General features: G+C 54.3%; 22 protein-coding genes. 17 read left to right on the top strand and 5 right to left on the bottom strand.

Annotation, left to right across the window (positions count from 1 at the left end):
• Positions 1-194 precede the first annotated feature (194 nt).
• Entirely contained in the window at positions 195-476 is a 282-nt protein-coding gene (locus tag HV477_RS10115; RefSeq protein WP_000755258.1) for a DUF5339 family protein, read from the top strand.
• A gap of 53 nt (positions 477-529) precedes the next feature.
• Here HV477_RS10115 and leuD read toward each other — a convergent pair whose 3' ends face one another.
• From leuD to leuL, 5 genes are all read right to left on the bottom strand, one after another.
• On the bottom strand, positions 530-1,135 hold the full coding sequence (leuD, locus tag HV477_RS10110; protein WP_058215663.1) for a 3-isopropylmalate dehydratase small subunit: 606 nt from the start codon (positions 1,133-1,135) through the stop codon (positions 530-532).
• Between the two features lie 10 nt (positions 1,136-1,145).
• Positions 1,146-2,546 carry a 3-isopropylmalate dehydratase large subunit gene (gene leuC / locus HV477_RS10105; protein ID WP_001140632.1) on the bottom strand — a complete coding sequence of 467 codons (1,401 nt, stop codon included), beginning with the start codon at positions 2,544-2,546 and terminating at the stop codon, positions 1,146-1,148.
• Between the two features lie 2 nt (positions 2,547-2,548).
• Positions 2,549-3,640: a 3-isopropylmalate dehydrogenase gene (gene leuB, locus HV477_RS10100; RefSeq protein WP_079898682.1), complete on the bottom strand. Its 1,092-nt coding sequence runs from the start codon at positions 3,638-3,640 to the stop codon at positions 2,549-2,551.
• Positions 3,640-5,211, bottom strand: a complete 1,572-nt coding sequence (leuA, locus tag HV477_RS10095) for a 2-isopropylmalate synthase (RefSeq protein WP_000082819.1) — start codon at positions 5,209-5,211, stop codon at positions 3,640-3,642. The genes leuB and leuA overlap by 1 nt, the downstream gene beginning before the upstream one ends.
• 87 nt (positions 5,212-5,298) lie before the next feature.
• Positions 5,299-5,385: a leu operon leader peptide gene (leuL, locus tag HV477_RS10090; RefSeq protein ID WP_001575587.1), complete on the bottom strand. Its 87-nt coding sequence runs from the start codon at positions 5,383-5,385 to the stop codon at positions 5,299-5,301.
• Between the two features lie 656 nt (positions 5,386-6,041).
• Here leuL and leuO point away from each other — a divergent pair.
• The 16 genes from leuO (at position 6,042) to HV477_RS10010 (ending at position 25,004) form a co-directional block, all read left to right on the top strand.
• Positions 6,042-6,986 (top strand): transcriptional regulator LeuO, encoded by a 945-nt coding sequence (gene leuO, locus HV477_RS10085; protein ID WP_001115420.1) that lies wholly within the window; start codon positions 6,042-6,044, stop codon positions 6,984-6,986.
• A 321-nt stretch (positions 6,987-7,307) separates the two neighbouring features.
• Positions 7,308-9,032, top strand: coding sequence for an acetolactate synthase 3 large subunit (ilvI, locus tag HV477_RS10080; RefSeq protein ID WP_001748923.1), 1,725 nt, complete (start codon positions 7,308-7,310; stop codon positions 9,030-9,032).
• 2 nt (positions 9,033-9,034) lie between these two features.
• Positions 9,035-9,526: an acetolactate synthase small subunit gene (ilvN, locus tag HV477_RS10075; protein ID WP_001563086.1), complete on the top strand. Its 492-nt coding sequence runs from the start codon at positions 9,035-9,037 to the stop codon at positions 9,524-9,526.
• A gap of 283 nt (positions 9,527-9,809) precedes the next feature.
• Positions 9,810-10,814 (top strand): catabolite repressor/activator, encoded by a 1,005-nt coding sequence (gene cra / locus HV477_RS10070; RefSeq protein WP_000762406.1) that lies wholly within the window; start codon positions 9,810-9,812, stop codon positions 10,812-10,814.
• A 605-nt stretch (positions 10,815-11,419) separates the two neighbouring features.
• Complete coding sequence (gene mraZ / locus HV477_RS10065) at positions 11,420-11,878, top strand: division/cell wall cluster transcriptional repressor MraZ (protein WP_000488294.1); 459 nt, start codon at positions 11,420-11,422, stop codon at positions 11,876-11,878.
• 1 nt (position 11,879) lies between these two features.
• On the top strand, positions 11,880-12,821 hold the full coding sequence (gene rsmH, locus HV477_RS10060) for a 16S rRNA (cytosine(1402)-N(4))-methyltransferase RsmH (protein ID WP_000970444.1): 942 nt from the start codon (positions 11,880-11,882) through the stop codon (positions 12,819-12,821).
• On the top strand, positions 12,818-13,183 hold the full coding sequence (gene ftsL / locus HV477_RS10055) for a cell division protein FtsL (RefSeq protein ID WP_000625651.1): 366 nt from the start codon (positions 12,818-12,820) through the stop codon (positions 13,181-13,183). Before rsmH ends, ftsL begins: the two co-directional genes overlap by 4 nt.
• Positions 13,184-13,198: 15 nt before the next feature.
• Positions 13,199-14,965 (top strand): peptidoglycan glycosyltransferase FtsI, encoded by a 1,767-nt coding sequence (gene ftsI / locus HV477_RS10050; protein ID WP_000642235.1) that lies wholly within the window; start codon positions 13,199-13,201, stop codon positions 14,963-14,965.
• Positions 14,952-16,439 (top strand): UDP-N-acetylmuramoyl-L-alanyl-D-glutamate--2,6-diaminopimelate ligase, encoded by a 1,488-nt coding sequence (gene murE / locus HV477_RS10045; protein WP_024146780.1) that lies wholly within the window; start codon positions 14,952-14,954, stop codon positions 16,437-16,439. Before ftsI ends, murE begins: the two co-directional genes overlap by 14 nt.
• Positions 16,436-17,794: a UDP-N-acetylmuramoyl-tripeptide--D-alanyl-D-alanine ligase gene (gene murF / locus HV477_RS10040; protein WP_000626636.1), complete on the top strand. Its 1,359-nt coding sequence runs from the start codon at positions 16,436-16,438 to the stop codon at positions 17,792-17,794. Before murE ends, murF begins: the two co-directional genes overlap by 4 nt.
• On the top strand, positions 17,788-18,870 hold the full coding sequence (mraY, locus tag HV477_RS10035) for a phospho-N-acetylmuramoyl-pentapeptide-transferase (RefSeq protein WP_000964141.1): 1,083 nt from the start codon (positions 17,788-17,790) through the stop codon (positions 18,868-18,870). The genes murF and mraY overlap by 7 nt, the downstream gene beginning before the upstream one ends.
• A gap of 2 nt (positions 18,871-18,872) precedes the next feature.
• Positions 18,873-20,189, top strand: a complete 1,317-nt coding sequence (murD, locus tag HV477_RS10030) for a UDP-N-acetylmuramoyl-L-alanine--D-glutamate ligase (protein WP_000796443.1) — start codon at positions 18,873-18,875, stop codon at positions 20,187-20,189.
• The gene (ftsW, locus tag HV477_RS10025) at positions 20,189-21,433 is read left to right on the top strand and encodes a cell division protein FtsW (RefSeq protein WP_001239803.1); all 1,245 of its coding nucleotides are present in this window, start codon (positions 20,189-20,191) and stop codon (positions 21,431-21,433) included. The genes murD and ftsW overlap by 1 nt, the downstream gene beginning before the upstream one ends.
• Positions 21,430-22,497, top strand: a complete 1,068-nt coding sequence (gene murG, locus HV477_RS10020; protein WP_000016611.1) for an undecaprenyldiphospho-muramoylpentapeptide beta-N-acetylglucosaminyltransferase — start codon at positions 21,430-21,432, stop codon at positions 22,495-22,497. The genes ftsW and murG overlap by 4 nt, the downstream gene beginning before the upstream one ends.
• Before the next feature lie 118 nt (positions 22,498-22,615).
• Positions 22,616-24,091, top strand: coding sequence for a UDP-N-acetylmuramate--L-alanine ligase (gene murC / locus HV477_RS10015; RefSeq protein ID WP_001096076.1), 1,476 nt, complete (start codon positions 22,616-22,618; stop codon positions 24,089-24,091).
• Complete coding sequence (locus HV477_RS10010) at positions 24,084-25,004, top strand: D-alanine--D-alanine ligase (RefSeq protein WP_000763891.1); 921 nt, start codon at positions 24,084-24,086, stop codon at positions 25,002-25,004. The genes murC and HV477_RS10010 overlap by 8 nt, the downstream gene beginning before the upstream one ends.
• The last annotated feature ends 1 nt before the right edge of the window (position 25,005 follow it).

The raw sequence follows: 25,005 nt of genomic DNA, 5'->3' as shown, positions 1-25,005 counted from the left end.
GGCGTCTCAACGGGATTTATACGGCGGTTTCTGTGGTCACGCGGGGATGACCGGGCGAGTAAAAGACGTGTAATGTTGCGTGACAAGCGCCATTTTGCATGGTACTGAAACAGACTTTTTTTTATTTTTATCATCGCTAATCTTATACGCGTTATCGCATGGTGCTTTAACGTGTTTAGTACAAAGGAATGATAATGAAAAAGGTTTTTTTGCTTGCAGCGCTTTTTGCTATGTCCAACTCCTCTTTCGCGGCAATGGCTGAAAGTTGTCAGCAATATTTTAATGATATTGATGCCCTGGTTGAGCAGGCTGCAGCAACGAGTGAACAGGCAAAACAGCAATTTGACGCGATGAAGCCTCAACTCGAAGCGTCAAAAAAACAGTTGGAAACTGTAGCTGCATCTGACCAGGATGCTGCGTGTAAGCAGGCTCTGGCGTCAATGGTTCAGATTAAACAGGCTCTGGGATTAAAATAAGATAGATACCAGCAATAAGCGATGAGTATCGCTTATTGCTGGTCGTTTTGGTATCAACGCATAAACTCAGGCTGCTTGTCTTCGTACTCGGCAATCGCGTCTTCGTGCTGCAGCGTCAGCCCGATGCTGTCCAGACCGTTCAACATGCAGTGGCGGCGGAAGTCGTCGATTTTAAAGCTGTAGGTCTTATCGCCTGCTTTCACCACCTGTGCCTCCAGATCCACTTCAAATTTAATGCCCGGATTGGCTTTCACCAGCGTAAACAGCTCATCGACCTGTTCGTCGCTTAACTTCACCGGCAGCAGTTGGTTATTGAAACTGTTGCCGTAGAAAATGTCGGCGAAGCTTGGCGCGATCACCACTTTAAAGCCGTAATCGGTCAACGCCCACGGCGCGTGTTCGCGTGAAGAGCCGCAGCCAAAGTTTTCCCGCGCCAACAGTATCGACGCGCCTTGATATTCCGGAAAGTTCAACACGAATTCCGGATTTGGCTGTTGGCCCTTTTCGTCCAGGAAGCGCCAGTCGTTAAACAGATGGGCGCCAAAACCGGTGCGCGTAACCTTCTGCAAAAACTGTTTAGGGATAATTGCATCGGTATCGACGTTGGCGGCATCCAGTGGGACAACCAGGCCGGTATGCTGGGTAAATTTCTCTGCCATGGTAGTTTCCTTATTTGATGCTGCGAATATCGGCGAAGTGGCCGGTAACGGCGGCAGCGGCGGCCATCGCCGGGCTGACTAAATGCGTGCGACCCCCGCGGCCCTGACGACCTTCAAAGTTACGGTTGCTGGTGGAGGCGCAGCGCTCGCCCGGATTCAGGCGGTCATTATTCATGGCCAGGCACATGGAACAGCCCGGTAAGCGCCATTCAAATCCTGCTTCGATAAAGATCTTGTCCAGACCCTCCGCTTCCGCCTGCGCTTTCACCGGACCTGAACCCGGCACCACCAGCGCCTGCACGCCCGGCGCAACTTTGCGCCCTTTGGCGACTTCCGCCGCCGCGCGCAAATCTTCAATGCGCGAATTGGTACAAGAGCCGATAAAGACTTTATCGATAGCAACGTCCGTTAACGGTACGCCCGGCTGTAAGCCCATATAAGCCAGCGCTTTTTCGGCGCTGGCGCGCTCAACCGGATCGCTAAAGGAGGCGGGATCGGGGATGATGTCGGTGACGGAAATCACCTGGCCCGGATTCGTGCCCCAGGTCACCTGCGGCGCGATCTCTTCTGCTCGCAGGGTGACGACAGTATCAAAAGTCGCGCCGTCATCGGTTTTCAGCGTTTTCCAGTACTCGACGGCTTCGTCAAAATCGCGGCCCTTCGGCGCGTGCAAACGCCCTTTTACGTAGTTGAAAGTGGTTTCATCCGGGGCGACCAGACCGGCTTTGGCGCCCATCTCAATCGCCATATTGCACAGCGTCATGCGGCCTTCCATACTCAGCGCGCGGATCGCGTCGCCGCAAAATTCAACCACGTGTCCGGTGCCGCCGGCGCTACCGGTTTTACCGATGATCGCCAGCACAATGTCTTTGGCGGTAATGCCCGGCGCGGCGTTGCCCGTGACTTCAATCTTCATGGTTTTAGCGCGCCCCTGTTTCAGGGTTTGCGTCGCCAGTACATGTTCTACCTCAGAAGTGCCGATGCCGAAGGCCAGCGCGCCAAACGCGCCGTGGGTAGCGGTGTGGGAGTCGCCGCAGACGATGGTCATGCCCGGCAGGGTGACGCCCTGTTCCGGCCCCATCACATGGACGATGCCCTGATATGGGTGATTCAGGTCATACAGCTCGACGCCGAACTCGTTACAGTTCTTAATCAGCTCCTGCATCTGGATACGCGCCATTTCACCGGAAGCATTAATGTCTTTAGTCTGCGTCGAGACGTTGTGATCCATCGTGGCGAAGGTTTTCCCTGGCTGACGTACCGGACGATGGTGCGCGCGCAGACCGTCAAACGCCTGCGGAGAGGTGACTTCATGCACCAGGTGGCGGTCGATGTACAGCAGCGGCGTTTCGTTTGGCGCCTCAAAGACCACGTGGGCATCAAATAATTTTTCGTATAACGTTTTGGCCATGATTACACCCCTTCTGCGACATAGCGGGCGATAATATCGCCCATCTCATCGGTACTGACTGCGGCAGCGCCCCTGGCTAAATCGCCGGTGCGAACGCCCTCTTCTAATGCGCGATTGATCGCCTGTTCAATGGCCGTTGCCGCCTCATCGGCATTCAGGCTGTAGCGCAGCAGCAGCGCCAGCGACAGGATCTGCGCAATTGGGTTGGCGATATTTTTCCCGGCGATATCCGGCGCGGAGCCGCCAGCCGGTTCATACAGGCCAAACCCTTGCTCGTTCAGGCTGGCGGAGGGCAACATCCCCATTGAGCCGGTGATCATGGCGCATTCGTCGGACAGAATGTCGCCGAACAGGTTAGAGCACAGCAGGACGTCAAACTGCGACGGGTCTTTAATCAACTGCATGGTGGCGTTATCGATATACATGTGCGCGAGTTCCACATCGGGATACGTTTTCGCGACATCATTGACGATTTCACGCCACAGGATAGAGCTTTGCAGTACGTTGGCTTTATCAATAGAGGTGACTTTACGGCGGCGTTTACGCGCCGATTCAAAGGCGATACGGGCAATGCGCTCGATCTCAAAGCGGTGATAAACTTCGGTATCAAAGGCTTTTTCGTACTGACCGCTGCCTTCGCGGCCTTTTGGCTGTCCGAAATAGATCCCGCCGGTCAGCTCGCGCACGCACAGGATATCGAAACCGTTAGCGGCGATATCGGCGCGCAACGGGCAAAATGCTTCCAGTCCCTGATACAGTTTCGCCGGACGCAGGTTACTGAATAATTTGAAATGTTTGCGCAGCGGCAGCAGGGCGCCGCGCTCTGGCTGGCTTTCCGGGGGCAAATTTTCCCATTTCGGGCCGCCGACGGAGCCAAACAGAACGGCATCCGCCTGTTCACACCCTTCAACGGTGGCTTTCGGCAGTGGATGACCATGATTGTCGATAGCAATACCGCCGACGTCATAGCGGCTGGTGGTGATACGCATATCAAAACGGCTGCGTACCGCATCCATAACTTTCAGGGCTTGCGCCATGACTTCCGGGCCGATACCGTCGCCCGGCAGTACGGCAATATGATAGTTCTTCGACATTACACGGTTTCCTTGTTGTTCTCTTTATTTTGAGCTTTGCGTTGCAATTCTTTTTCAACTTCGGCGGCGCGCCAGATATTGTTCAGTACGTGCACCATCGCTTTGGCGGAGGATTCGACGATATCCGTCGCCAGCCCGACGCCGTGGAAGCGGCGACCATGATGGTTCACGACGATATCGACCTGACCCAGCGCATCTTTGCCCTGGCCTTTGGCATTCAGGTCGTATTTAACCAACTCAACGTCGTAGCCAGTGATGCGGTTAATCGCCTGATAGATGGCGTCGACCGGGCCGTTGCCGTTCGCCGCCTCGGCCTTGATCTCTTCACCACAGGCCAGCTTCACGGAAGCGGTGGCGATATCGCTGGAGCCGGACTGCACGCTGAAGTAATCCAGACGGAAATGCTCTGGTTCTTCTTGCTGTTTATTAATAAACGCCAGCGCTTCCAGGTCATAGTCGAACACCTGGCCTTTTTTGTCCGCCAGCTTCAGGAACGCGTCGTACAGGTGGTCCATGTTGTAGTCTGTGTCCTTGTAACCCATCTCTTCCATGCGATGTTTCACGGCGGCACGGCCAGAGCGGGAGGTCAGGTTCAGCTGTATCTGGTTCAGACCGATGGACTCTGGCGTCATGATTTCATAGTTTTCGCGGTTCTTGAGGACGCCATCCTGGTGGATGCCGGAAGAGTGGGCGAAAGCGCCGCTGCCGACAATCGCTTTGTTGGCCGGGATCGGCATGTTACAGATCTGGCTGACGGTCTGGCTGGTGCGCCAGATTTCGTGGTGATTGATGTTGGTGTGTACGTTCATGATGTCTTTGCGCACTTTAATCGCCATGATCACTTCTTCCAGCGCGCAGTTACCGGCACGTTCTCCGATACCGTTCATCGCGCCTTCAACCTGACGCGCGCCCGCATGTACTGCCGCCAGCGAGTTGCCTACTGCTATCCCTAAATCGTCGTGGGTATGAACGGAGATGATAGCTTTGTCGATATTGGGGACACGTTCATACAGGCCGGAAATGATTCCCGCAAACTCAAACGGCATGGTATAGCCCACGGTATCGGGAATATTAATGGTTCTCGCGCCGGCGTTTATAGCGGCTTCCACCACGCGCGCCAGATCGTCAACAGGCGTCCGGCCAGCATCTTCGCAGGAGAACTCTACGTCATCAGTGTAATTACGCGCCCGCTTAACCATGTATACCGCGCGTTCGATAACCTCATCCAGCGTGCTGCGCAGCTTGGTGGCGATGTGCATTGGCGAGGTGGCGATAAAAGTATGGATGCGAAACGCGTCGGCGACCTTCAGCGCCTGTGCCGCGACGTCGATGTCTTTTTCTACACAACGCGCCAGGGCGCAAACGCGACTGTTTTTGATGGTGCGGGCGATGGTTTGGACAGATTCAAAATCACCCGGAGAAGAGACCGGGAAGCCTACTTCCATGACATCAACACCCATGCGCTCAAGGGCCAGGGCAATCTGCAGCTTCTCTTTCGCGCTCAGGCTGGCCTGTAACGCTTGTTCGCCGTCGCGTAAGGTCGTATCAAAAATAATGACTTGCTGGCTCATGATGTGGTCCTTGTCTCCAGGGGCGCCTTGCGTCAGGCATAAAAAAACCCGCGCAACGGCGCGGGTTTTGTTTGACTTCGAGCTGACTTAATGTTGAATGCCGCCCACCGGTCTACCGCGCACAATAAATGCGTTGAGTAGTAGTAGCCCAGTGAAACGAACGATATGTGACATTAATTCAGCTCCAGCGAATGCGATATGCTTTTAGTGGTACTGGATATGCCGTTTAATGTCAACTCTGATTTCTGTCGCCATTGCATTTTGTTGACGATATCCGGATACGTACTTTAGCTAATTGTGCTGGGCTGCGCGTCCAATAAAGGATAAAAGAACGAGTGGACATTCATACTTTTCATTGTTTGAAATATTTAGGCATTTTTGTTTGCAAATTGGTTAGGGGAATGGCCTGTTAAAGGTATGCTAAAGGTTTGGTTTATCTTTTTGATTTGTTTTATATTTTAACAAATAACCTTGTTTGCTTAATGGATAAGGATAAAGTTATTGATAAATTAATGTTAACTTTTTAGCTATTAATAATATAAACATTTAATTGAAACTTAAATGATCATTCACTTGGTGTATGATTGTGTATTCGCCATAGTTATGGTTATATTGCTTGCGTAATTTAAACATTATGAATCGCAATGGTGTGACTCAGGACACATTACGCTTGCGCTGGCATTCTATTTGTCTCTGTCAGCGTCTTTATGTTTTCCGAATTTTAACGCTTTCCCTTTTTCTTATTTTATATGCATGGTAAATCATATTTTCAGGAATTATTTCTGCCTTCAGCCAGAAAAAGGGAGTTAAGCGTGACAGTGGAGTTAAATATGCCAGAGGTCAAAACCGAAAAGCCGCATCTTTTAGATATGGGCAAACCACAGCTTCGCATGGTTGATTTGAACCTATTGACCGTGTTCGATGCGGTAATGCAAGAGCAGAATATTACGCGCGCCGCCCACACGCTGGGAATGTCGCAGCCTGCGGTCAGTAACGCCGTAGCGCGTCTGAAGGTTATGTTTAATGACGAACTTTTTGTTCGATATGGACGAGGAATTCAGCCGACTGCCCGTGCATTTCAGTTATTTGGTTCAGTCCGTCAGGCGTTGCAATTGGTGCAAAATGAATTGCCGGGATCGGGGTTTGAGCCGACCAGCAGCGAACGTGTATTCAATCTTTGCGTGTGCAGTCCGCTGGATAATATCCTGACGTCACAGATTTATAATCGTGTAGAAAAAATTGCGCCAAATATTCATGTCGTTTTTAAAGCGTCGTTGAATCAGAATACTGAGCATCAGCTACGCTATCAGGAAACCGAGTTCGTTATTAGTTATGAAGAATTCCGTCGTCCTGAGTTTACCAGCGTACCGCTATTTAAAGATGAAATGGTTTTAGTCGCCAGCCGAAAACACCCGCGTATTAGCGGCCCGCTACTGGAAGGCGATGTTTATAATGAACAACATGCGGTTGTTTCTCTCGATCGTTATGCGTCATTTAGTCAGCCGTGGTATGACACGCCGGATAAACAGTCGAGCGTGGCTTATCAGGGCATGGCGCTTATCAGCGTTCTGAACGTGGTTTCGCAGACGCATTTGGTCGCTATTGCCCCGCGCTGGCTGGCGGAAGAGTTTGCGGAGTCGCTGGATCTGCAAATATTGCCGTTGCCTTTAAAACTGAATAGCCGGACATGCTACCTTTCCTGGCATGAAGCGGCTGGGCGTGATAAAGGGCATCAATGGATGGAAGATTTATTAGTTTCTGTTTGTAAGCGATAAAACCGGGCAGAATAAATCAGAAACAAATTCTGGTTTATTCTGCTTTTTAGCGTATATCAAAAATTTTATGCTGAATTAACGGTGAGCGATTCTTTTCGTCGCTGTGAAAAATAGATGAATTGCTGTAAGTCTGCATTTATAAGCGATTATTTATTACCTGGTGTGATTCAGACGGAGTATTTCTCCATTTCTTCTCTTCTTGCCTCCTGATTATTCTAACCTTCCCCATCTTTACGTCATTCCACCCAATTGCCAGGCGTGATAGCGAGCGGTTAAGGTGTCCGTCAAACCGTGATGACAGGTATAAAGTGGAGGCAAGCCGTGGAGATGTTGTCTGGAGCCGAGATGGTCGTCCGATCGCTTATCGATCAAGGCGTAAAGCAGGTGTTCGGCTATCCTGGAGGCGCAGTGCTTGATATTTATGATGCGCTACATACCGTTGGAGGGATCGATCATGTGCTGGTGCGTCATGAGCAGGCCGCGGTGCATATGGCGGATGGCCTGGCGCGAGCCACTGGCGACGTTGGCGTGGTGCTGGTGACTTCCGGACCGGGAGCGACCAATGCGATTACCGGGATTGCTACGGCCTATATGGATTCCATTCCGCTGGTGATTCTTTCCGGCCAGGTCGCCACCTCATTGATTGGCTATGATGCCTTTCAGGAGTGCGACATGGTGGGGATTTCCCGACCGGTGGTCAAACATAGCTTCCTGGTCAAACAGACGGAAGATATTCCCCAGGTGCTTAAAAAGGCCTTCTGGCTGGCGGCAAGCGGACGTCCTGGGCCGGTGGTCGTGGATTTGCCGAAAGACATTTTGAATCCGGCGAAAAAAATGCCGTATGCCTGGCCGGAGACGGTCAGTATGCGCTCTTACAATCCCACAACATCAGGACATAAAGGACAAATTAAGCGTGCCTTGCAAACGCTGGCGTCGGCAAAAAAGCCGGTGGTCTACGTTGGGGGAGGGGCGATAAGCGCGGCCTGCTATGCGCCGCTGCGCCACATCATTGAAACCTTTAACCTGCCGGTGGTCTCTTCATTAATGGGACTGGGCGCGTTTCCTGCTACTCATCGCCAGTCGTTAGGAATGCTGGGAATGCATGGCACTTATGAAGCCAATATGACCATGCATAACGCCGACGTGATTTTCGCTGTTGGCGTACGATTTGACGACCGCACGACGAATAATCTCGCTAAATATTGTCCGAACGCGACGGTATTACACATCGACATTGACCCGACGTCCATATCCAAAACGGTTAACGCTGATATCCCGGTGGTGGGCGATGCCCGCCTGGTACTGGAACAAATGCTGGAGCTACTGGCGCAGGATGCGCCGTCTCAGCCGCAGGATGATATTCGCGACTGGTGGCAGCAGATAGAGAGCTGGCGCGCCCGTCAGTGCCTGAAATATGACGCGGAAAGCGAAAGCATTAAACCCCAGGCGGTGATTGAAACCCTCTGGCGTCTGACGAAGGGTGACGCGTACGTGACGTCCGATGTAGGACAACACCAGATGTTTGCTGCTCTCTATTACCCGTTCGATAAACCACGTCGCTGGATTAATTCCGGCGGGCTCGGCACGATGGGTTTTGGCCTACCGGCTGCGCTGGGCGTTAAAATGGCCCTGCCGAAAGAAATGGTGGTCTGCGTGACCGGCGATGGCAGTATACAGATGAACATTCAGGAGCTGTCGACAGCCTTACAGTATGAACTGCCGGTACTGGTTTTGAACCTGAACAACCGTTATCTGGGGATGGTGAAACAGTGGCAGGATATGATCTATTCCGGTCGCCATTCTCAGTCTTATATGCAGTCGTTACCGGATTTTGTGCGCCTGGCGGAAGCCTATGGCCATGTCGGGCTGCAGATTAACCGTCCGGATGAGCTGGAAAGTAAACTCAGCGAAGCCCTTGAGCATGTGCGTAATAACCGACTGGTGTTCGTCGATGTCACCGTTGATGGCAGCGAGCATGTCTATCCGATGCAGATTCGCGGGGGCGGGATGGACGAAATGTGGTTAAGCAAAACGGAGAGGACCTGATGATGCGCCGGATTTTATCGGTATTACTGGAAAACGAATCTGGGGCGTTATCGCGGGTTATCGGCCTCTTTTCGCAACGCGGATATAATATTGAAAGCCTGACCGTCGCGCCGACAGACGATCCGACGTTGTCGCGCATGACTATCCAGACGGTAGGCGATGAAAAAGTGCTTGAGCAAATTGAAAAGCAACTGCACAAGCTGGTTGATGTGCTGCGCGTCAGCGAGCTGGGACAGGGAGCGCACGTTGAGCGGGAAATCATGCTGGTGAAAATCCAGGCCAGCGGCTACGGACGGGAAGAGGTGAAGCGTAATACGGAAATTTTCCGTGGTCAGATTATTGATGTCACGCCAACGCTGTATACCGTTCAACTGGCGGGCACCAGCGATAAACTGGATGCTTTTCTGGCCTCGCTGCGCGACGTGGCGAAAATTGTTGAAGTGGCGCGTTCAGGCGTCGTCGGGCTTTCGCGCGGCGATAAGATTATGCGCTGAGCAGATTCGCCGGATGACGACGCGGTTGCGTTTTATCCGGTCTACAGGCTGATATCTGGCCCAGGTCCGATAAGCGTAGCGCCATCAGGCAGGTTTGCCGGATATCAGCCAACAGGAATTATCGCCCAACCCAATATCACCGGTTGGGCTTTTTTTTGCGAAATCCGTGGTAACCCGGAATAAAAGCGGTTGCCGGAGTGATCAAACTGCGCTTAGATGTTAACGATTTTAACCCATGCCGACATAAAGGTTATGGTTTGTACAATTTACACAAGGGGCAATTGTGAAACTGGATGAAATCGCTCGGCTGGCCGGTGTCTCGCGCACAACTGCAAGCTACGTTATAAACGGTAAAGCAAAGCAATACCGCGTGAGCGACAAAACCGTAGAAAAAGTCATGGCGGTAGTGCGTGAGCACAATTACCATCCTAACGCTGTGGCTGCCGGGCTGCGTGCTGGACGCACACGTTCCATTGGTCTGGTGATCCCGGACCTTGAAAACACGAGCTACACCCGTATCGCAAACTATCTTGAGCGCCAGGCACGCCAGCGTGGCTACCAACTGCTGATCGCCTGTTCTGAAGATCAGCCGGATAACGAAATGCGCTGCATTGAGCACCTTTTGCAACGCCAGGTGGATGCAATCATTGTTTCAACTTCGTTACCGCCGGAGCATCCCTTCTATCAGCGCTGGGCCAACGATCCGTTCCCCATCGTCGCGCTCGACCGCGCGCTGGATCGCGAACATTTCACCAGCGTGGTCGGCGCCGATCAGGATGATGCCGAGATGTTGGCGGAAGAGCTGCGTAAATTCCCGGCGGAAACGGTGCTTTATTTGGGCGCGCTGCCGGAGTTGTCCGTCAGTTTCCTGCGCGAGCAGGGGTTCCGCACCGCATGGAAAGACGATCCGCGGGAGGTGAATTTCTTATATGCCAACAGCTATGAGCGCGAAGCCGCCGCGCAGTTGTTTGAGAAATGGCTGGAAACGCATCCTATGCCGCAGGCGCTCTTTACGACATCGTTCGCGCTATTACAGGGCGTGATGGACGTAACGCTGCGGCGCGATGGAAAACTGCCCTCGGATTTGGCGATTGCGACCTTCGGCGATCATGAGCTGCTGGATTTTCTGCAATGCCCGGTGCTGGCGGTGGCGCAGCGTCATCGTGATGTCGCGGAACGCGTGCTGGAGATTGTGCTGGCAAGTCTTGATGAACCGCGTAAACCGAAACCCGGCTTAACGCGTATTCGGCGAAACCTGTATCGTCGCGGCATTCTGAGCCGTAGCTAAAGGACCGGCGGTAAAAGACTCTCTCTTCTGCCGCCGTCAAACAAATGCGTATCAGTAAAAATATCCCTTAAATAATTAAGATTATTCCTTAAAATTATCCGAAAATTCTTTTTTATTACCTTTCTTTTGTCCGAAATCGTCCATATTCCACTAATTAAGACGTAACGAGTCTTTTCCTTTGTCTTGTTTTGTTACAAGCAGGCAAGAAATCGTCGAATTAACAGCCACTTTTTGTCTTTGGCGCGACAGTCGCTCGTAGGCGCTGGTATAGCAGGCGCTGCACACGTTAAACAGGCACTGTTAACACGGTGCAATATGTCCTAAAATGCCGCTCGCGTCGCAAACTGACACTTTATATTTTTCTCGGATTATATTGAGTCCGTTTTAAACGGCGGTGGGTCTTTGGTTTTTTTCTTACAAATATTCATAACGTTAATTTGGCTTGCGCGCTGGGCGGAAATTAATCAACGCAGATATTCGCCGTAAACATTGGCTTTTTTACTTCGGTAAGCGTTGTGACTTGCTTGACAAGCTTTTCCTCCGCTCCGTAAACTCCTTCGAGTGGGAATTTGTGGGATAAAGTGGTAAGAAGGGGTGAGACTGGCATGTTCCGGGGGGCAACGTTAGTCAATCTCGACAGTAAAGGGCGCCTGACCGTGCCGACCCGTTATCGGGAGCAACTGATCGAGAGCGCTACCGGTCAAATGGTATGTACCATTGACATCCATCACCCATGCCTGCTGCTTTACCCCCTGCCTGAATGGGAAATTATTGAGCAAAAGTTATCTCGTCTGTCGAGCATGAACCCGGTAGAACGTCGCGTACAGCGTTTACTGTTGGGCCATGCCAGCGAATGTCAGATGGATGGTGCAGGTCGATTACTGATCGCGCCAGTTCTGCGGCAACATGCCGGACTGACGAAAGAAGTGATGCTGGTTGGACAGTTCAACAAATTTGAGCTGTGGGATGAAACGACCTGGTATCAACAGGTCAAGGAAGATATCGACGCTGAACAGTCAGCTACCGAAACGTTATCGGAGCGGCTGCAGGACTTGTCTCTATAAGATGATGGAAAATTTTAAACACACTACGGTACTGTTGGATGAAGCCGTTAATGGGCTGAATATTCGTCCGGATGGTATCTATATTGATGGCACATTTGGTCGCGGCGGCCACTCGCGCCTGATCCTCTCGCAACTGGGCGAAGAGGGGCGCTTGCTGGCGATCGATCGCGATCCGCAGGCGATCGCCGTTGCGCAGACCATTAATGATCCTCGCTTCTCCATCATTCATGGACCTTTTTCCGCGCTGGCTGATTATGTCGCCGAGCGCGAGCTTACCGGCAAGATTGACGGGATCCTTCTCGATCTTGGCGTCTCTTCTCCGCAGCTTGACGATGCGGAGCGCGGTTTTTCATTTATGCGCGACGGTCCGCTGGATATGCGAATGGACCCAACGCGCGGCCAGTCTGCCGCCGAGTGGTTACAAACGGCGGAGGAGGCGGATATCGCCTGGGTGCTGAAAACATTCGGCGAGGAGCGTTTTGCCAAACGTATTGCTCGCGCCATTGTTGAGCGCAATCGCGAACAGCCGATGACCCGCACCAAAGAGCTGGCGGAGGTGGTTGCGGCGGCGACCCCGGTAAAAGACAAATTCAAACATCCCGCGACCCGTACCTTCCAGGCGGTGCGCATCTGGGTAAACAGTGAACTGGAGGAGATAGAGCAGGCGCTAAAAAGCTCGCTCAGCGTACTGGCCCCAGGCGGGCGGCTTTCAATCATCAGTTTCCACTCGCTGGAAGACCGTATTGTGAAACGCTTTATGCGTGAGCAAAGCCGCGGTCCGCAGGTGCCGGCGGGATTACCGATGACGGAAGCGCAGCTCAAAAAACTGGGCGGTCGTGAGTTACGAGCGTTAGGTAAGTTGATGCCGGGTGAAAAAGAGGTAGCTGAAAATCCTCGGGCCCGTAGTTCAGTTCTGCGTATCGCAGAGAGGACGAACGCATGATCAGCAGAGTGACAGAAGCCCTAAGCAAAGTGAAGGGATCGATAGGAAGCAACGAGCGCCATGCCTTGCCTGGCGTGATCGGTGACGATCTTTTGCGGTTCGGGAAGCTGCCACTCTGCTTGTTCATTTGCATCATTTTAACGGCGGTGACGGTGGTCACGACGGCGCACCATACTCGTTTACTCACCGCGCAGCGTGAACAACTGGTTCTGGAGCGCGATGCATTGGACATTGAATGGCGCAACCTGATCCTTGAAGAAAATGCGCTCGGCGATCACAGCCGGGTGGAGCGGATCGCAACGGAAAAGCTGCAAATGCAGCATGTTGATCCGTCTCAAGAAAATATCGTAGTGCAAAAATAAGGATAAACGCGACGCATGAAAGCAGCGGCAAAAACGCAAAAATCGAAACGCCAGGAAGAACAGACCAACTTCATCAGTTGGCGTTTTGCGTTGCTGTGCGGCTGTATTTTACTGGCGCTGGTTTTTTTACTTGGACGCGCGGCGTGGCTACAGATTATCGCCCCGGATATGCTGGTGCGTCAGGGCGATATGCGTTCGCTGCGTGTTCAGGAAGTCTCCACCTCACGCGGTATGATTACCGATCGTTCCGGGCGTCCACTGGCGGTCAGCGTACCGGTTAAGGCGATCTGGGCCGACCCGAAAGAAGTTCATGACGCCGGCGGCATCAGCGTTGGCGATCGCTGGAAAGCGCTTTCTACTGCGCTCAATATTCCGCTCGATCAGCTCTCCGCCCGTATCAACGCCAACCCGAAAGGGCGTTTTATTTATCTGGCGCGCCAGGTAAATCCTGACATGGCGGACTACATCAAAAAACTCAAACTGCCGGGGATTCATTTGCGTGAAGAATCACGCCGCTACTACCCGTCAGGAGAAGTAACCGCTCACCTCATCGGTTTTACCAACGTCGACAGTCAGGGGATTGAAGGCGTTGAAAAGAGCTTTGATAAGTGGCTTACCGGTCAGCCTGGCGAGCGAATCGTGCGTAAAGACCGCTATGGTCGCGTGATTGAGGATATCTCCTCCACTGACAGTCAGGCAGCGCACAACCTGGCGTTAAGCATTGATGAACGCTTACAGGCGCTGGTTTACCGCGAACTGAACAACGCGGTGGCGTTTAACAAGGCGGAGTCCGGTAGCGCGGTGCTGGTCGATGTCAATACCGGTGAAGTACTGGCGATGGCGAATAGCCCTTCCTATAACCCCAACAACCTTGCCGGTACGCCGAAAGACGCGATGCGTAACCGTACCATCACCGACGTGTTTGAACCGGGTTCTACGGTTAAGCCGATGGTGGTGATGACTGCGCTTCAGCGCGGTATCGTCAACGAAAATACGGTGTTGAATACCGTTCCATACCGAATTAACGGCCACGAAATTAAAGACGTGGCGCGCTACAGCGAATTAACCCTGACCGGGGTTCTACAGAAGTCGAGTAACGTCGGTGTATCCAAACTGGCGTTAGCGATGCCGTCCTCAGCGTTAGTAGATACTTACTCACGTTTTGGGCTAGGAAAGGCGACCAATTTGGGGTTGGTCGGAGAACGCAGTGGCTTATATCCTCAAAAACAACGGTGGTCCGACATAGAGAGGGCCACCTTCTCTTTCGGCTACGGGCTAATGGTAACGCCGTTACAGTTAGCGCGAGTCTATGCAACGATCGGCAGCTATGGCATTTATCGCCCGCTGTCGATTACCAAAGTTGATCCGCCTGTACCCGGCGAACGCATCTTCCCTGAATCCACCGTACGCACCGTGGTGCATATGATGGAAAGCGTGGCGCTGCCGGGCGGCGGCGGCGTGAAGGCGGCAATTAAAGGCTACCGTATCGCGATTAAAACCGGTACGGCGAAAAAAGTGGGGCCGGACGGTCGCTACATCAACAAATACATTGCTTACACCGCAGGCGTCGCGCCTGCGAGTCAGCCGCGCTTCGCGCTGGTGGTTGTCATCAACGATCCGCAGGCGGGTAAATACTACGGCGGCGCCGTTTCCGCGCCGGTATTTGGTGCCATCATGGGCGGCGTTCTGCGCACCATGAACATCGAACCGGACGCGCTGGCAACGGGCGAAAAAAATGAATTCGTAATTAATCAAGGCGAGGGAACAGGTGGCAGATCGTAATTTGCGCGACCTTCTTGCTCCGTGGGTGGCTGGACTACCCGCGCGAGAACTGCGAGAGATGACGCTCGACAGCCGTGTGGCTGCGGCGGGCGATCTCTTTGTGGCAGTGGTGGGTCATCAGGCGGACGGGCGTCGATATATCCCGCAGGCGATAGCGCAAGGCGTAGCTGCCATTATTGCAGAGGCGAAAGACGAGGCGACCGACGGTGAGATTCGCGAAATGCACGGCGTACCGGTTGTCTATCTCAGCCAGCTCAATGAGCGTTTATCTGCGCTGGCGGGCCGCTTTTACCATGAGCCATCTGAAAACATGCGTCTGGTGGCGGTGACCGGCACCAATGGCAAGACTACCACCACCCAACTACTGGCGCAGTGGAGCCAGTTGCTCGGCGAAACCAGCGCAGTGATGGGAACGGTAGGCAACGGACTGTTGGGTAAAGTGATCCCGACGGAGAACACAACCGGTTCCGCTGTGGATGTTCAGCATGTGCTGGCCAATCTGGTTGCGCAGGGCGCGACCTTCGGCGCGATGGAAGTCTCTTCTCACGGCCTGGTGCAGCATCGCGTGGCGGCGCTGAAATTTGCCGCCTCCGTGTTTACTAATTTGAGCCGCGACCATCTCGACTATCATGGTGATATGGCGCATTACGAGGCGGCAAAATGGATGCTTTATTCAACCCACCATCACGGTCAGGCAATCGTCAACGCCGATGATGAAGTTGGACGCCGCTGGCTGGCGTCGCTACCCGATGCGGTCGCGGTATCAATGGAAGGGCATATCAACCCTAACTGTCATGGTCGTTGGCTGAAAGCGGAGGCGGTGGAGTACCACGACCGCGGAGCGACGATTCGTTTTGCTTCAAGTTGGGGTGAAGGCGAAATCGAAAGCCGCCTGATGGGCGCGTTTAACGTCAGCAACTTACTGCTGGCATTGGCGACGCTGCTGGCGCTGGGCTATCCGTTAACGGATTTGCTGAAAACCGCCGCGCGTTTGCAGCCGGTTTGCGGGCGTATGGAAGTGTTCACTGCGCCAGGCAAACCGACGGTGGTGGTGGATTACGCGCACACGCCGGATGCGCTGGAAAAAGCGTTGCAGGCGGCGCGCCTGCACTGCGCCGGAAAATTGTGGTGCGTCTTTGGCTGTGGCGGGGATCGTGACAAAGGTAAGCGCCCACTCATGGGGGCCATTGCCGAAGAATTCGCGGATATCGTCGTGGTGACTGACGATAACCCGCGTACCGAGGAGCCGCGCGCCATTATCAACGATATTCTGGCTGGAATGCTGGACGCCGGGCAGGTCAGGGTAATGGAAGGCCGCGCTGAGGCGGTAACCAATGCCATTATGCAGGCAAAAGACAATGACGTTGTGCTGATTGCAGGTAAAGGGCACGAGGATTACCAGATTGTCGGCACGCAGCGTCTTGATTATTCAGACCGCGTGACCGCAGCGCGTTTGCTGGGGGTGATCGCATGATTAGCGTAACGCTCAGCAAAATTGCCGATGTCCTTGGCGCCGAACACCGCGGGGCGGATCTCACGCTCGATACGGTCATTACCGACACACGGAAAGTGACGCCGGGATGCCTGTTCGTGGCGCTGAAAGGGGAACGCTTTGATGCGCATGATTTTGCCGATAAAGCAAAAGCGAACGGCGCTGGCGCCCTGCTGGTCAGTCGTCCTCTGGATATCGATCTTCCGCAGGTGATTGTAAAAGACACGCGTCAGGCATTTGGCCAACTGGCCGCCTGGGTACGTATGCAGGTACCGGCGCGGGTGGTGGCGTTAACCGGTTCGTCCGGCAAAACCTCGGTCAAAGAGATGACCGCCGCGATTCTTAGCCAGTGCGGAAATACTCTGTATACCGCAGGCAATTTTAACAACGACATCGGCGTGCCGATAACGCTGCTGCGCTTAAACCATGATTATGACTATGCGGTAATCGAGTTAGGCGCTAATCACCAGGGAGAAATCGCCTGGACCGTTAGCCTGACGCGCCCGGAAGCGGCGCTGGTCAATAACCTGGCGGCGGCGCATCTGGAAGGTTTCGGCTCGTTGGCCGGCGTGGCGAAAGCGAAAGGCGAAATCTATACCGGTTTGCCTGAGAACGGTATCGCGATTATGAATGCCGATAATAATGACTGGCTGAACTGGCAAAGCATTATTGGCGATCGTCAGGTGTGGCGCTTTTCGCCGAATGCGGCAAACAGCGACTTTACCGCTGCGAATATCCACGTGACGTCACACGGTACTGAATTTACCCTGCAAACGCCGATGGGCAGCATTGATGTGCTGCTGCCGTTGCCGGGGCGGCACAATATTGCCAACGCGCTGGCGGCCGCTGCTTTATCAATGGCGGTGGGGGCTACGCTGACGGCGATTAAAGCAGGGCTGGCGGCGTTAAAAGCCGTACCCGGGCGTCTGTTCCCGATTCAGCTAAGTGAAAACCAACTGGTACTGGATGACGCTTATAACGCCAACGTCGGTTCGATGACCGCCGCAGTGCAGGTCCTTTCTGAAATGCCCGGCTACCGTGTGCTGGTGGTAGGCGATATGGCCGAGCTGGGCGCAGAAAGCGAAGCGTGCCACATCCAGGTTGGCGAGGCCGCAAAAGCGGCGGGTATTGATCGCGTGTTAAGCACCGGAAAACTCAGTCAGGCTATCAGCCACGCCAGCGGCGTCGGCGAACATTTTGCCGATAAAGCCGCGCTCATTGCGCGTTTACACGCTCTGCTTCAGGAGCAACCAATGATGACTATTTTAGTGAAAGGATCACGCAGCGCCGCGATGGAAGATGTGGTTCATGCGTTACAGGAGAAAGGTTCATGTTAGTTTGGCTGGCCGAGCATTTGGTCAAATATTATTCCGGCTTTAACGTCTTTTCTTATCTGACGTTTCGCGCCATCGTCAGCCTGTTGACCGCGCTGTTCATCTCTTTATGGATGGGCCCGCGTATGATCGCTCGTCTGCAAAAACTCTCTTTTGGCCAGGTGGTACGTAACGATGGCCCGGAATCGCACTTCAGTAAACGCGGTACGCCGACGATGGGCGGCATCATGATCCTGACGTCGATTGTGATTTCCGTTCTGTTATGGGCTTACCCGTCTAACCCGTACGTCTGGTGCGTGCTGGTGGTATTGATCGGCTACGGCATTATCGGTTTTGTCGATGACTACCGCAAAGTGGTGCGGAAAGATACCAAAGGGCTGATTGCGCGCTGGAAATATTTCTGGATGTCGGTTATCGCGCTCGGCGTGGCCTTTGCGCTTTATCTCGTCGGGAAAGACACGCCTGCGACCCAACTGGTGGTGCCGTTCTTTAAAGATGTTATGCCGCAATTGGGGCTGTTTTACATTCTGCTGTCCTACTTTGTCATCGTCGGTACGGGTAACGCCGTAAACCTGACCGACGGGCTTGATGGTCTGGCGATTATGCCGACTGTTTTCGTTGCCGCCGGCTTTGCGCTGGTGGCCTGGGCGACCGGGAACATGAACTTCGCCAATTACCTGCATATTCCGTATTTACGCCATGCGGGCGAGCTGGTGATTGTCTGTACGGCGATTGTCGGCGCGGGATTAGGATTCTTGTGGTTTAACACCTATCCGGCGCAGGTTTTTATGGGCGACGTCGGATCGCTGGCGTTGGGCGGCGCGTTGGGCATTATCGCCGTGCTGCTGCGTCAGGAGTTCCTGCTGGTGATCATGGGCGGCGTCTTTGTGGTGGAAACTCTGTCGGTCATCCTGCAGGTGGGTTCCTTTAAACTACGCGGACAGCGTATTTTCCGTATGGCGCCTATCCATCACCACTATGAACTGAAAGGCTGGCCGGAACCGCGCGTGATTGTGCGCTTCTGGATTATTTCGCTGATGCTGGTGCTGATTGGCCTGGCAACGCTGAAGGTACGTTAATCATGGCTGATTACCAGGACAAAAACGTCGTCATTATTGGTCTGGGCTTAACCGGACTCTCTTGCGTGGACTTTTTTCTCGCCCGCGGCGTGACGCCGCGGGTGATGGATACTCGCGTGACGCCGCCGGGTCTGGATAAGCTGCCGCAAGAGGTTGAGCGTCACGTTGGCGGCCTGAACGACGAGTGGCTCTTAGCGGCGGATTTAATCGTCGCCAGCCCTGGTATTGCTCTGGCGCATCCCTCTCTTAGCGCTGCCGCCAGCGCTGGAGTGGAAATTGTCGGCGATATCGAACTGTTTTGCCGCGAAGCGCAGGCGCCGATTGTGGCCATCACCGGCTCGAACGGCAAAAGCACCGTGACCACCTTAGTGGGCGAGATGGCGAAAGCGGCGGGCGTCAATGTCGGCGTTGGCGGCAATATCGGTCTTCCGGCGCTGATGCTGCTGGATGCCGATCGCGAATTGTACGTGCTGGAATTATCCAGTTTCCAACTGGAAACTACCTCAAGTTTGCAAGCGGCGGCGGCAACGGTGCTCAACGTCACTGAAGATCATATGGACCGGTATCCGTTTGGTTTGCAACAGTACCGGGCGGCGAAACTGCGCGTCTACGAGAAGGCGAAAGTGTGCGTGGTGAATGCCGATGACGCGTTGACGATGCCGGTACGCGGGGCCGATGAGCGCTGCGTCAGCTTTGGCGTCAATATGGGTGATTATCACCTTAATCGTCAGCAGGGCGAAACCTGGCTGCGAGTCAAAGGCGAGAAGGTGCTGAACGTGAAAGAGATGAAGCTTTCCGGTCAGCATAACTATACCAATGCGTTAGCGGCGCTGGCGCTGGCGGATGCCGTAGGTCTGCCGCGCGCCAGCAGTTTGAAGGCGTTGACGACATTTACCGGTCTGGCGCATCGCTTCCAGCTGGCGTTGGAGCATAACGGCGTACGTTGGATCAACGACTCGAAAGCGACCAACGTCGGCAGTACCGAAGCGGCGCTAAACGGTTTGCATGTGGACGGTACGCTGCATCTGCTGCTGGGCGGCGACGGTAAGTCGGCAGACTTTTCTCCGCTGGCGCGCTATCTGACCGGCGATCGTATCCGCCTGTATTGCTTTGGGCGCGATGGCGCGCAGCTTGCCGCACTGCGTCCGGAAATCGCCCAACAGACTGAGACGATGGAAGAGGCGATGCGTTTGCTGGCGCCGCGCGTTCAGCCGGGTGATATGGTGCTGCTGTCGCCCGCTTGCGCTAGCCTCGATCAGTTTAAAAATTTTGAGCAACGGGGCGATGTCTTTACCCGTCTGGCGAAGGAGTTAGGTTGATGCGTTTATCTCTCCCCCGTCTGAGAATGCCGCGCGTACCAGGCTTTGGCCTCCTGGCCTGGCTGTTTGCGGCGCTTAAAGGCTGGGTGATGGCTTCGCGCGATAAAGACGCCGACAGTCTGATCATGTATGACCGCACGCTGCTATGGCTGACCTTCGGGCTGGCGGCGATTGGTTTTGTCATGGTGACGTCGGCCTCCATGCCAGTCGGGCAGCGCCTGGCGAACGATCCGTTTTTGTTTGCCAAACGTGATGCGCTCTATATCTTCCTGGCATTTTGTCTGGCGATGGTCACGCTACGTTTGCCCATGACCTTCTGGCAAAAATACAGCACGACGATGCTGATTGCGTCGATCATTATGCTGCTTATCGTGCTGGTCGTCGGGAGCTCGGTCAACGGGGCGTCGCGCTGGATTGCGCTGGGGCCGCTGCGTATTCAGCCTGCGGAGTTTACCAAGCTGTCGCTGTTCTGCTACCTCGCGAACTATCTGGTGCGTAAGGTTGATGAGGTGCGAAATAACCTGCGCGGCTTTTTAAAACCAATGGGCGTGATTCTGGTGCTGGCGGTGTTACTGCTGGCGCAACCTGACCTCGGGACGGTGGTCGTACTGTTTGTCACCACGCTGGCGATGCTGTTTCTCGCCGGGGCGAAATTATGGCAGTTCATCGCCATTATCGGGATGGGCATCTCGGCGGTGATTCTGTTAATCCTCGCCGAACCGTATCGTATTCGCCGCGTTACCTCGTTCTGGAACCCCTGGGAAGATCCGTTCGGCAGCGGTTATCAGCTGACGCAGTCGCTGATGGCTTTTGGTCGCGGTGAGATATGGGGGCAAGGGCTGGGGAATTCGGTGCAGAAACTGGAGTATTTGCCGGAGGCGCACACCGATTTCATCTTCGCCATTATTGGGGAAGAACTGGGTTATATCGGTGTGGTATTGGCGCTTTTAATGGTATTCTTCGTCGCTTTTCGCGCGATGTCGATTGGCCGTAAGGCATTGGAGATTGACCACCGTTTTTCCGGATTTTTAGCGTGTTCTATCGGTATCTGGTTTAGTTTCCAGGCGCTGGTAAACGTTGGCGCGGCCGCGGGGATGCTGCCGACCAAAGGCCTTACGCTGCCGCTGATCAGTTATGGCGGGTCGAGTCTGTTGATTATGTCGACGGCCATTATGTTTTTATTACGTATTGATTATGAAACGCGTCTGGAAAAAGCGCAGGCGTTTACACGAGGTTCTCGATGAGTGGTCAACCGAAGCGGTTAATGGTGATGGCGGGTGGTACCGGCGGGCACGTGTTCCCCGGACTGGCCGTTGCGCATCATTTAATGGCCCAGGGCTGGCAGGTTCGCTGGCTGGGTACCGCCGATCGTATGGAAGCGGATTTAGTGCCGAAGCATGGCATCGACATTGACTTTATTCGGATCTCCGGTCTGCGCGGTAAAGGCGTAAAAGCGCTTCTGGCGGCGCCGCTGCGGATTTTTAACGCCTGGCGGCAGGCGCGGGCGATCATGAAGCGATTTAAGCCGGATGTCGTGCTGGGAATGGGCGGTTATGTTTCCGGCCCCGGCGGTCTTGCCGCCTGGTCATTGGGTATTCCGGTCGTTTTGCATGAGCAAAACGGTATCGCCGGGCTAACCAATCAGTGGCTGGCCAAAATCGCGACCACGGTGATGCAGGCGTTTCCCGGTGCGTTTCCGAACGCGGAAGTGGTGGGTAACCCGGTGCGTACCGACGTACTGGCGTTGCCGTTGCCGCAGGAGCGTCTGGCCGGTCGTGACGGCCCGATTCGCGTGTTGGTGGTCGGCGGTTCTCAGGGGGCGCGAGTCCTGAACCAGACGATGCCGCAGGTTGCCGCCAGACTGGGCGATACGGTTACAATCTGGCATCAAAGCGGAAAAGGCGCGCAGCACACGGTAGAGCAGGCGTATGCCGGGGTGGGACAACCGCAGCATAAGGTAACGGAATTTATCGATGACATGGCCGCCGCCTATGCGTGGGCGGATGTGGTGGTGTGCCGTTCCGGCGCTTTAACGGTGAGCGAGATCGCCGCCGCCGGGTTACCGGCGATATTCGTGCCGTTTCAGCATAAAGACAGGCAGCAGTACTGGAATGCGCTGCCGTTAGAAAACGCCGGCGCAGCTAAGATTTTTGAGCAGCCGCAGTTTACTGTAGAGGCTGTCGCCGACACCCTGGCGGGGTGGTCGCGCGAGGCGTTGTTAACCATGGCGGAGCGTGCCCGCGCGGTATCCATTCCGGATGCTACCGAGCGCGTCGCCAGTGAAGTCAGCCGGGTTGCCCGGACATAATTTGTGGCGGTGCCTTTTGCATCGCAGGGTTTTTCTACCCTCAATAATTTGGGTTGCAGGCAAGCCAACGCATCTGCAATTTGAAGTATGGCGGGTATTGGAGTTAATGGCGTAAAGAATGAATACACAACAACTGGCAAAACTGCGTTCCATCGTGCCCGAAATGCGTCGCGTTCGGCACATTCACTTTGTCGGCATCGGTGGTGCTGGTATGGGCGGTATTGCCGAAGTTCTGGCCAATGAAGGGTATCAGATCAGTGGTTCCGATTTAGCGCCGAATCCGGTGACCCAGCAGTTGACGAGCCTGGGGGCAACGATTTTCTTTAACCATCGTCCGGAAAATGTGCGTGATGCCAGCGTGGTCGTCGTTTCCAGCGCAATTTCCGCGGATAACCCGGAAATTGTCGCGGCGCATGAAGCGCGTATTCCGGTTATTCGCCGTGCGGAAATGCTGGCGGAACTGATGCGTTTTCGCCACGGCATCGCCATTGCCGGGACGCACGGAAAAACCACAACGACCGCGATGGTGTCCAGTATTTATGCCGAAGCGGGGCTGGACCCGACTTTCGTGAATGGCGGACTGGTGAAAGCCGCAGGCGTTCATGCGCGTCTGGGCCATAGTCGTTACCTGATTGCCGAGGCAGATGAGAGCGACGCATCCTTCCTGCATTTGCAGCCGATGGTCGCGATCGTCACCAACATCGAAGCCGACCATATGGATACCTATCATGGCGACTTTGAAAATTTAAAGCAGACGTTTATTAACTTCCTGCATAACCTGCCGTTCTACGGTCGCGCGGTAATGTGCGTCGACGATCCGGTCATCCGCGAGTTGCTGCCGCGGGTGGGGCGTCAGACCACGACGTATGGCTTTAGCGAGGATGCTGACGTCCGCGTAGAAGATTATCAGCAGATAGGGCCGCAGGGGCACTTTACGCTGTTGCGCCAGGGAATGCCGAATCTGCATGTCACGTTGAATGCGCCGGGTCGCCACAATGCCCTGAATGCCGCCGCGGCAGTGGCGGTAGCGACCGAAGAAGGCATTGACGATGACGCTATCCTGCGCGCGCTGGAAAGCTTCCAGGGGACCGGGCGTCGTTTTGACTTCCTCGGCGAGTTCCCGCTTGAGCCGGTGAATGGTAAAGCCGGGACGGCGATGCTGGTGGATGATTATGGCCATCATCCGACTGAAGTAGACGCCACCATTAAAGCTGCGCGAGCAGGGTGGCCGGATAAAAACCTGGTGATGCTGTTTCAGCCGCACCGTTACACGCGCACGCGCGATCTGTATGACGATTTCGCCAATGTGCTGACCCAAGTTGATGCGTTGCTGATGCTGGACGTTTACCCGGCGGGCGAAGCGCCGATTCCGGGCGCGGATAGCCGTTCTTTATGTCGTACGATTCGTAATCGGGGAAAAATTGACCCGATTCTGGTTTCCGATCCGGCTCAGGTTGCGACAATGTTAGCGCCGGTGCTGACGGGTAACGACTTGATATTAGTGCAAGGCGCAGGAAATGTTGGCAAAATTGCGCGTTACTTATCTGAAATCAAGCTGAAGCCGCAAATCCAGGAGGAAGAGCAACATGGCTGATAAAATCGCGGTCCTGTTGGGCGGAACCTCTGCGGAGCGGGACGTTTCGTTAAATTCCGGCGCGGCAGTGTTGGCCGGGTTACGTGAAGGCGGCATTGATGCGCATCCCGTCGATCCGCAAGAGATCGATGTCGCGCAGCTTAAAGCAATGGGCTTTCAGAAGGTCTTTATTGCGTTGCATGGCCGTGGCGGTGAAGATGGCACCTTACAGGGAATGCTTGAACTGCTCGGCCTGCCTTATACCGGCAGCGGCGTGATGGCCTCGGCGCTTTCCATGGATAAACTGCGCAGTAAATTGCTGTGGCAGGGCGCAGGCTTACCGGTTGCGCCGTGGGTCGCGCTGACGCGCGCTGAGTTTGAAAAAGGCCTTAGCGAAGAACAAAAAGCGCGAATTTCGGCGCTGGGTTTACCGCTGATCGTCAAACCCAGCCGTGAAGGCTCCAGCGTCGGTATGACGAAAGTAGTAGAAGAAAATGCTTTACAGGGTGCGTTATCATTGGCTTTTCAGCATGATGACGAAATACTGATTGAGAAATGGCTGTGCGGTCCGGAATTTACGGTGGCGATAGTTGGCGAAGAAATTTTACCGTCAATTCGTATCCAACCGGCAGGAACCTTCTATGATTATGAGGCGAAGTATCTCTCTGATGAGACTCAGTATTTCTGCCCTGCCGGTTTAGAAGCGTCCCAGGAAGCCGCGCTACAGTCTCTCGTCCTGCAGGCATGGAAAGCTTTAGGCTGCACGGGATGGGGGCGTATTGACGTCATGCTGGACAGCGATGGTCAGTTTTATCTGCTGGAAGCCAATACTTCTCCGGGGATGACCAGCCATAGTCTGGTGCCGATGGCGGCGCGTCAGGCGGGAATGAGCTTCTCGCAGTTAGTGGTACGAATTCTGGAGTTGGCGGACTGAT

The organism is Salmonella sp. SG203 (genome assembly GCF_013350575.1).
Lineage (GTDB): Bacteria > Pseudomonadota > Gammaproteobacteria > Enterobacterales > Enterobacteriaceae > Salmonella > Salmonella enterica.
This window is presented reverse-complemented; position numbering and strand designations above follow the sequence as displayed.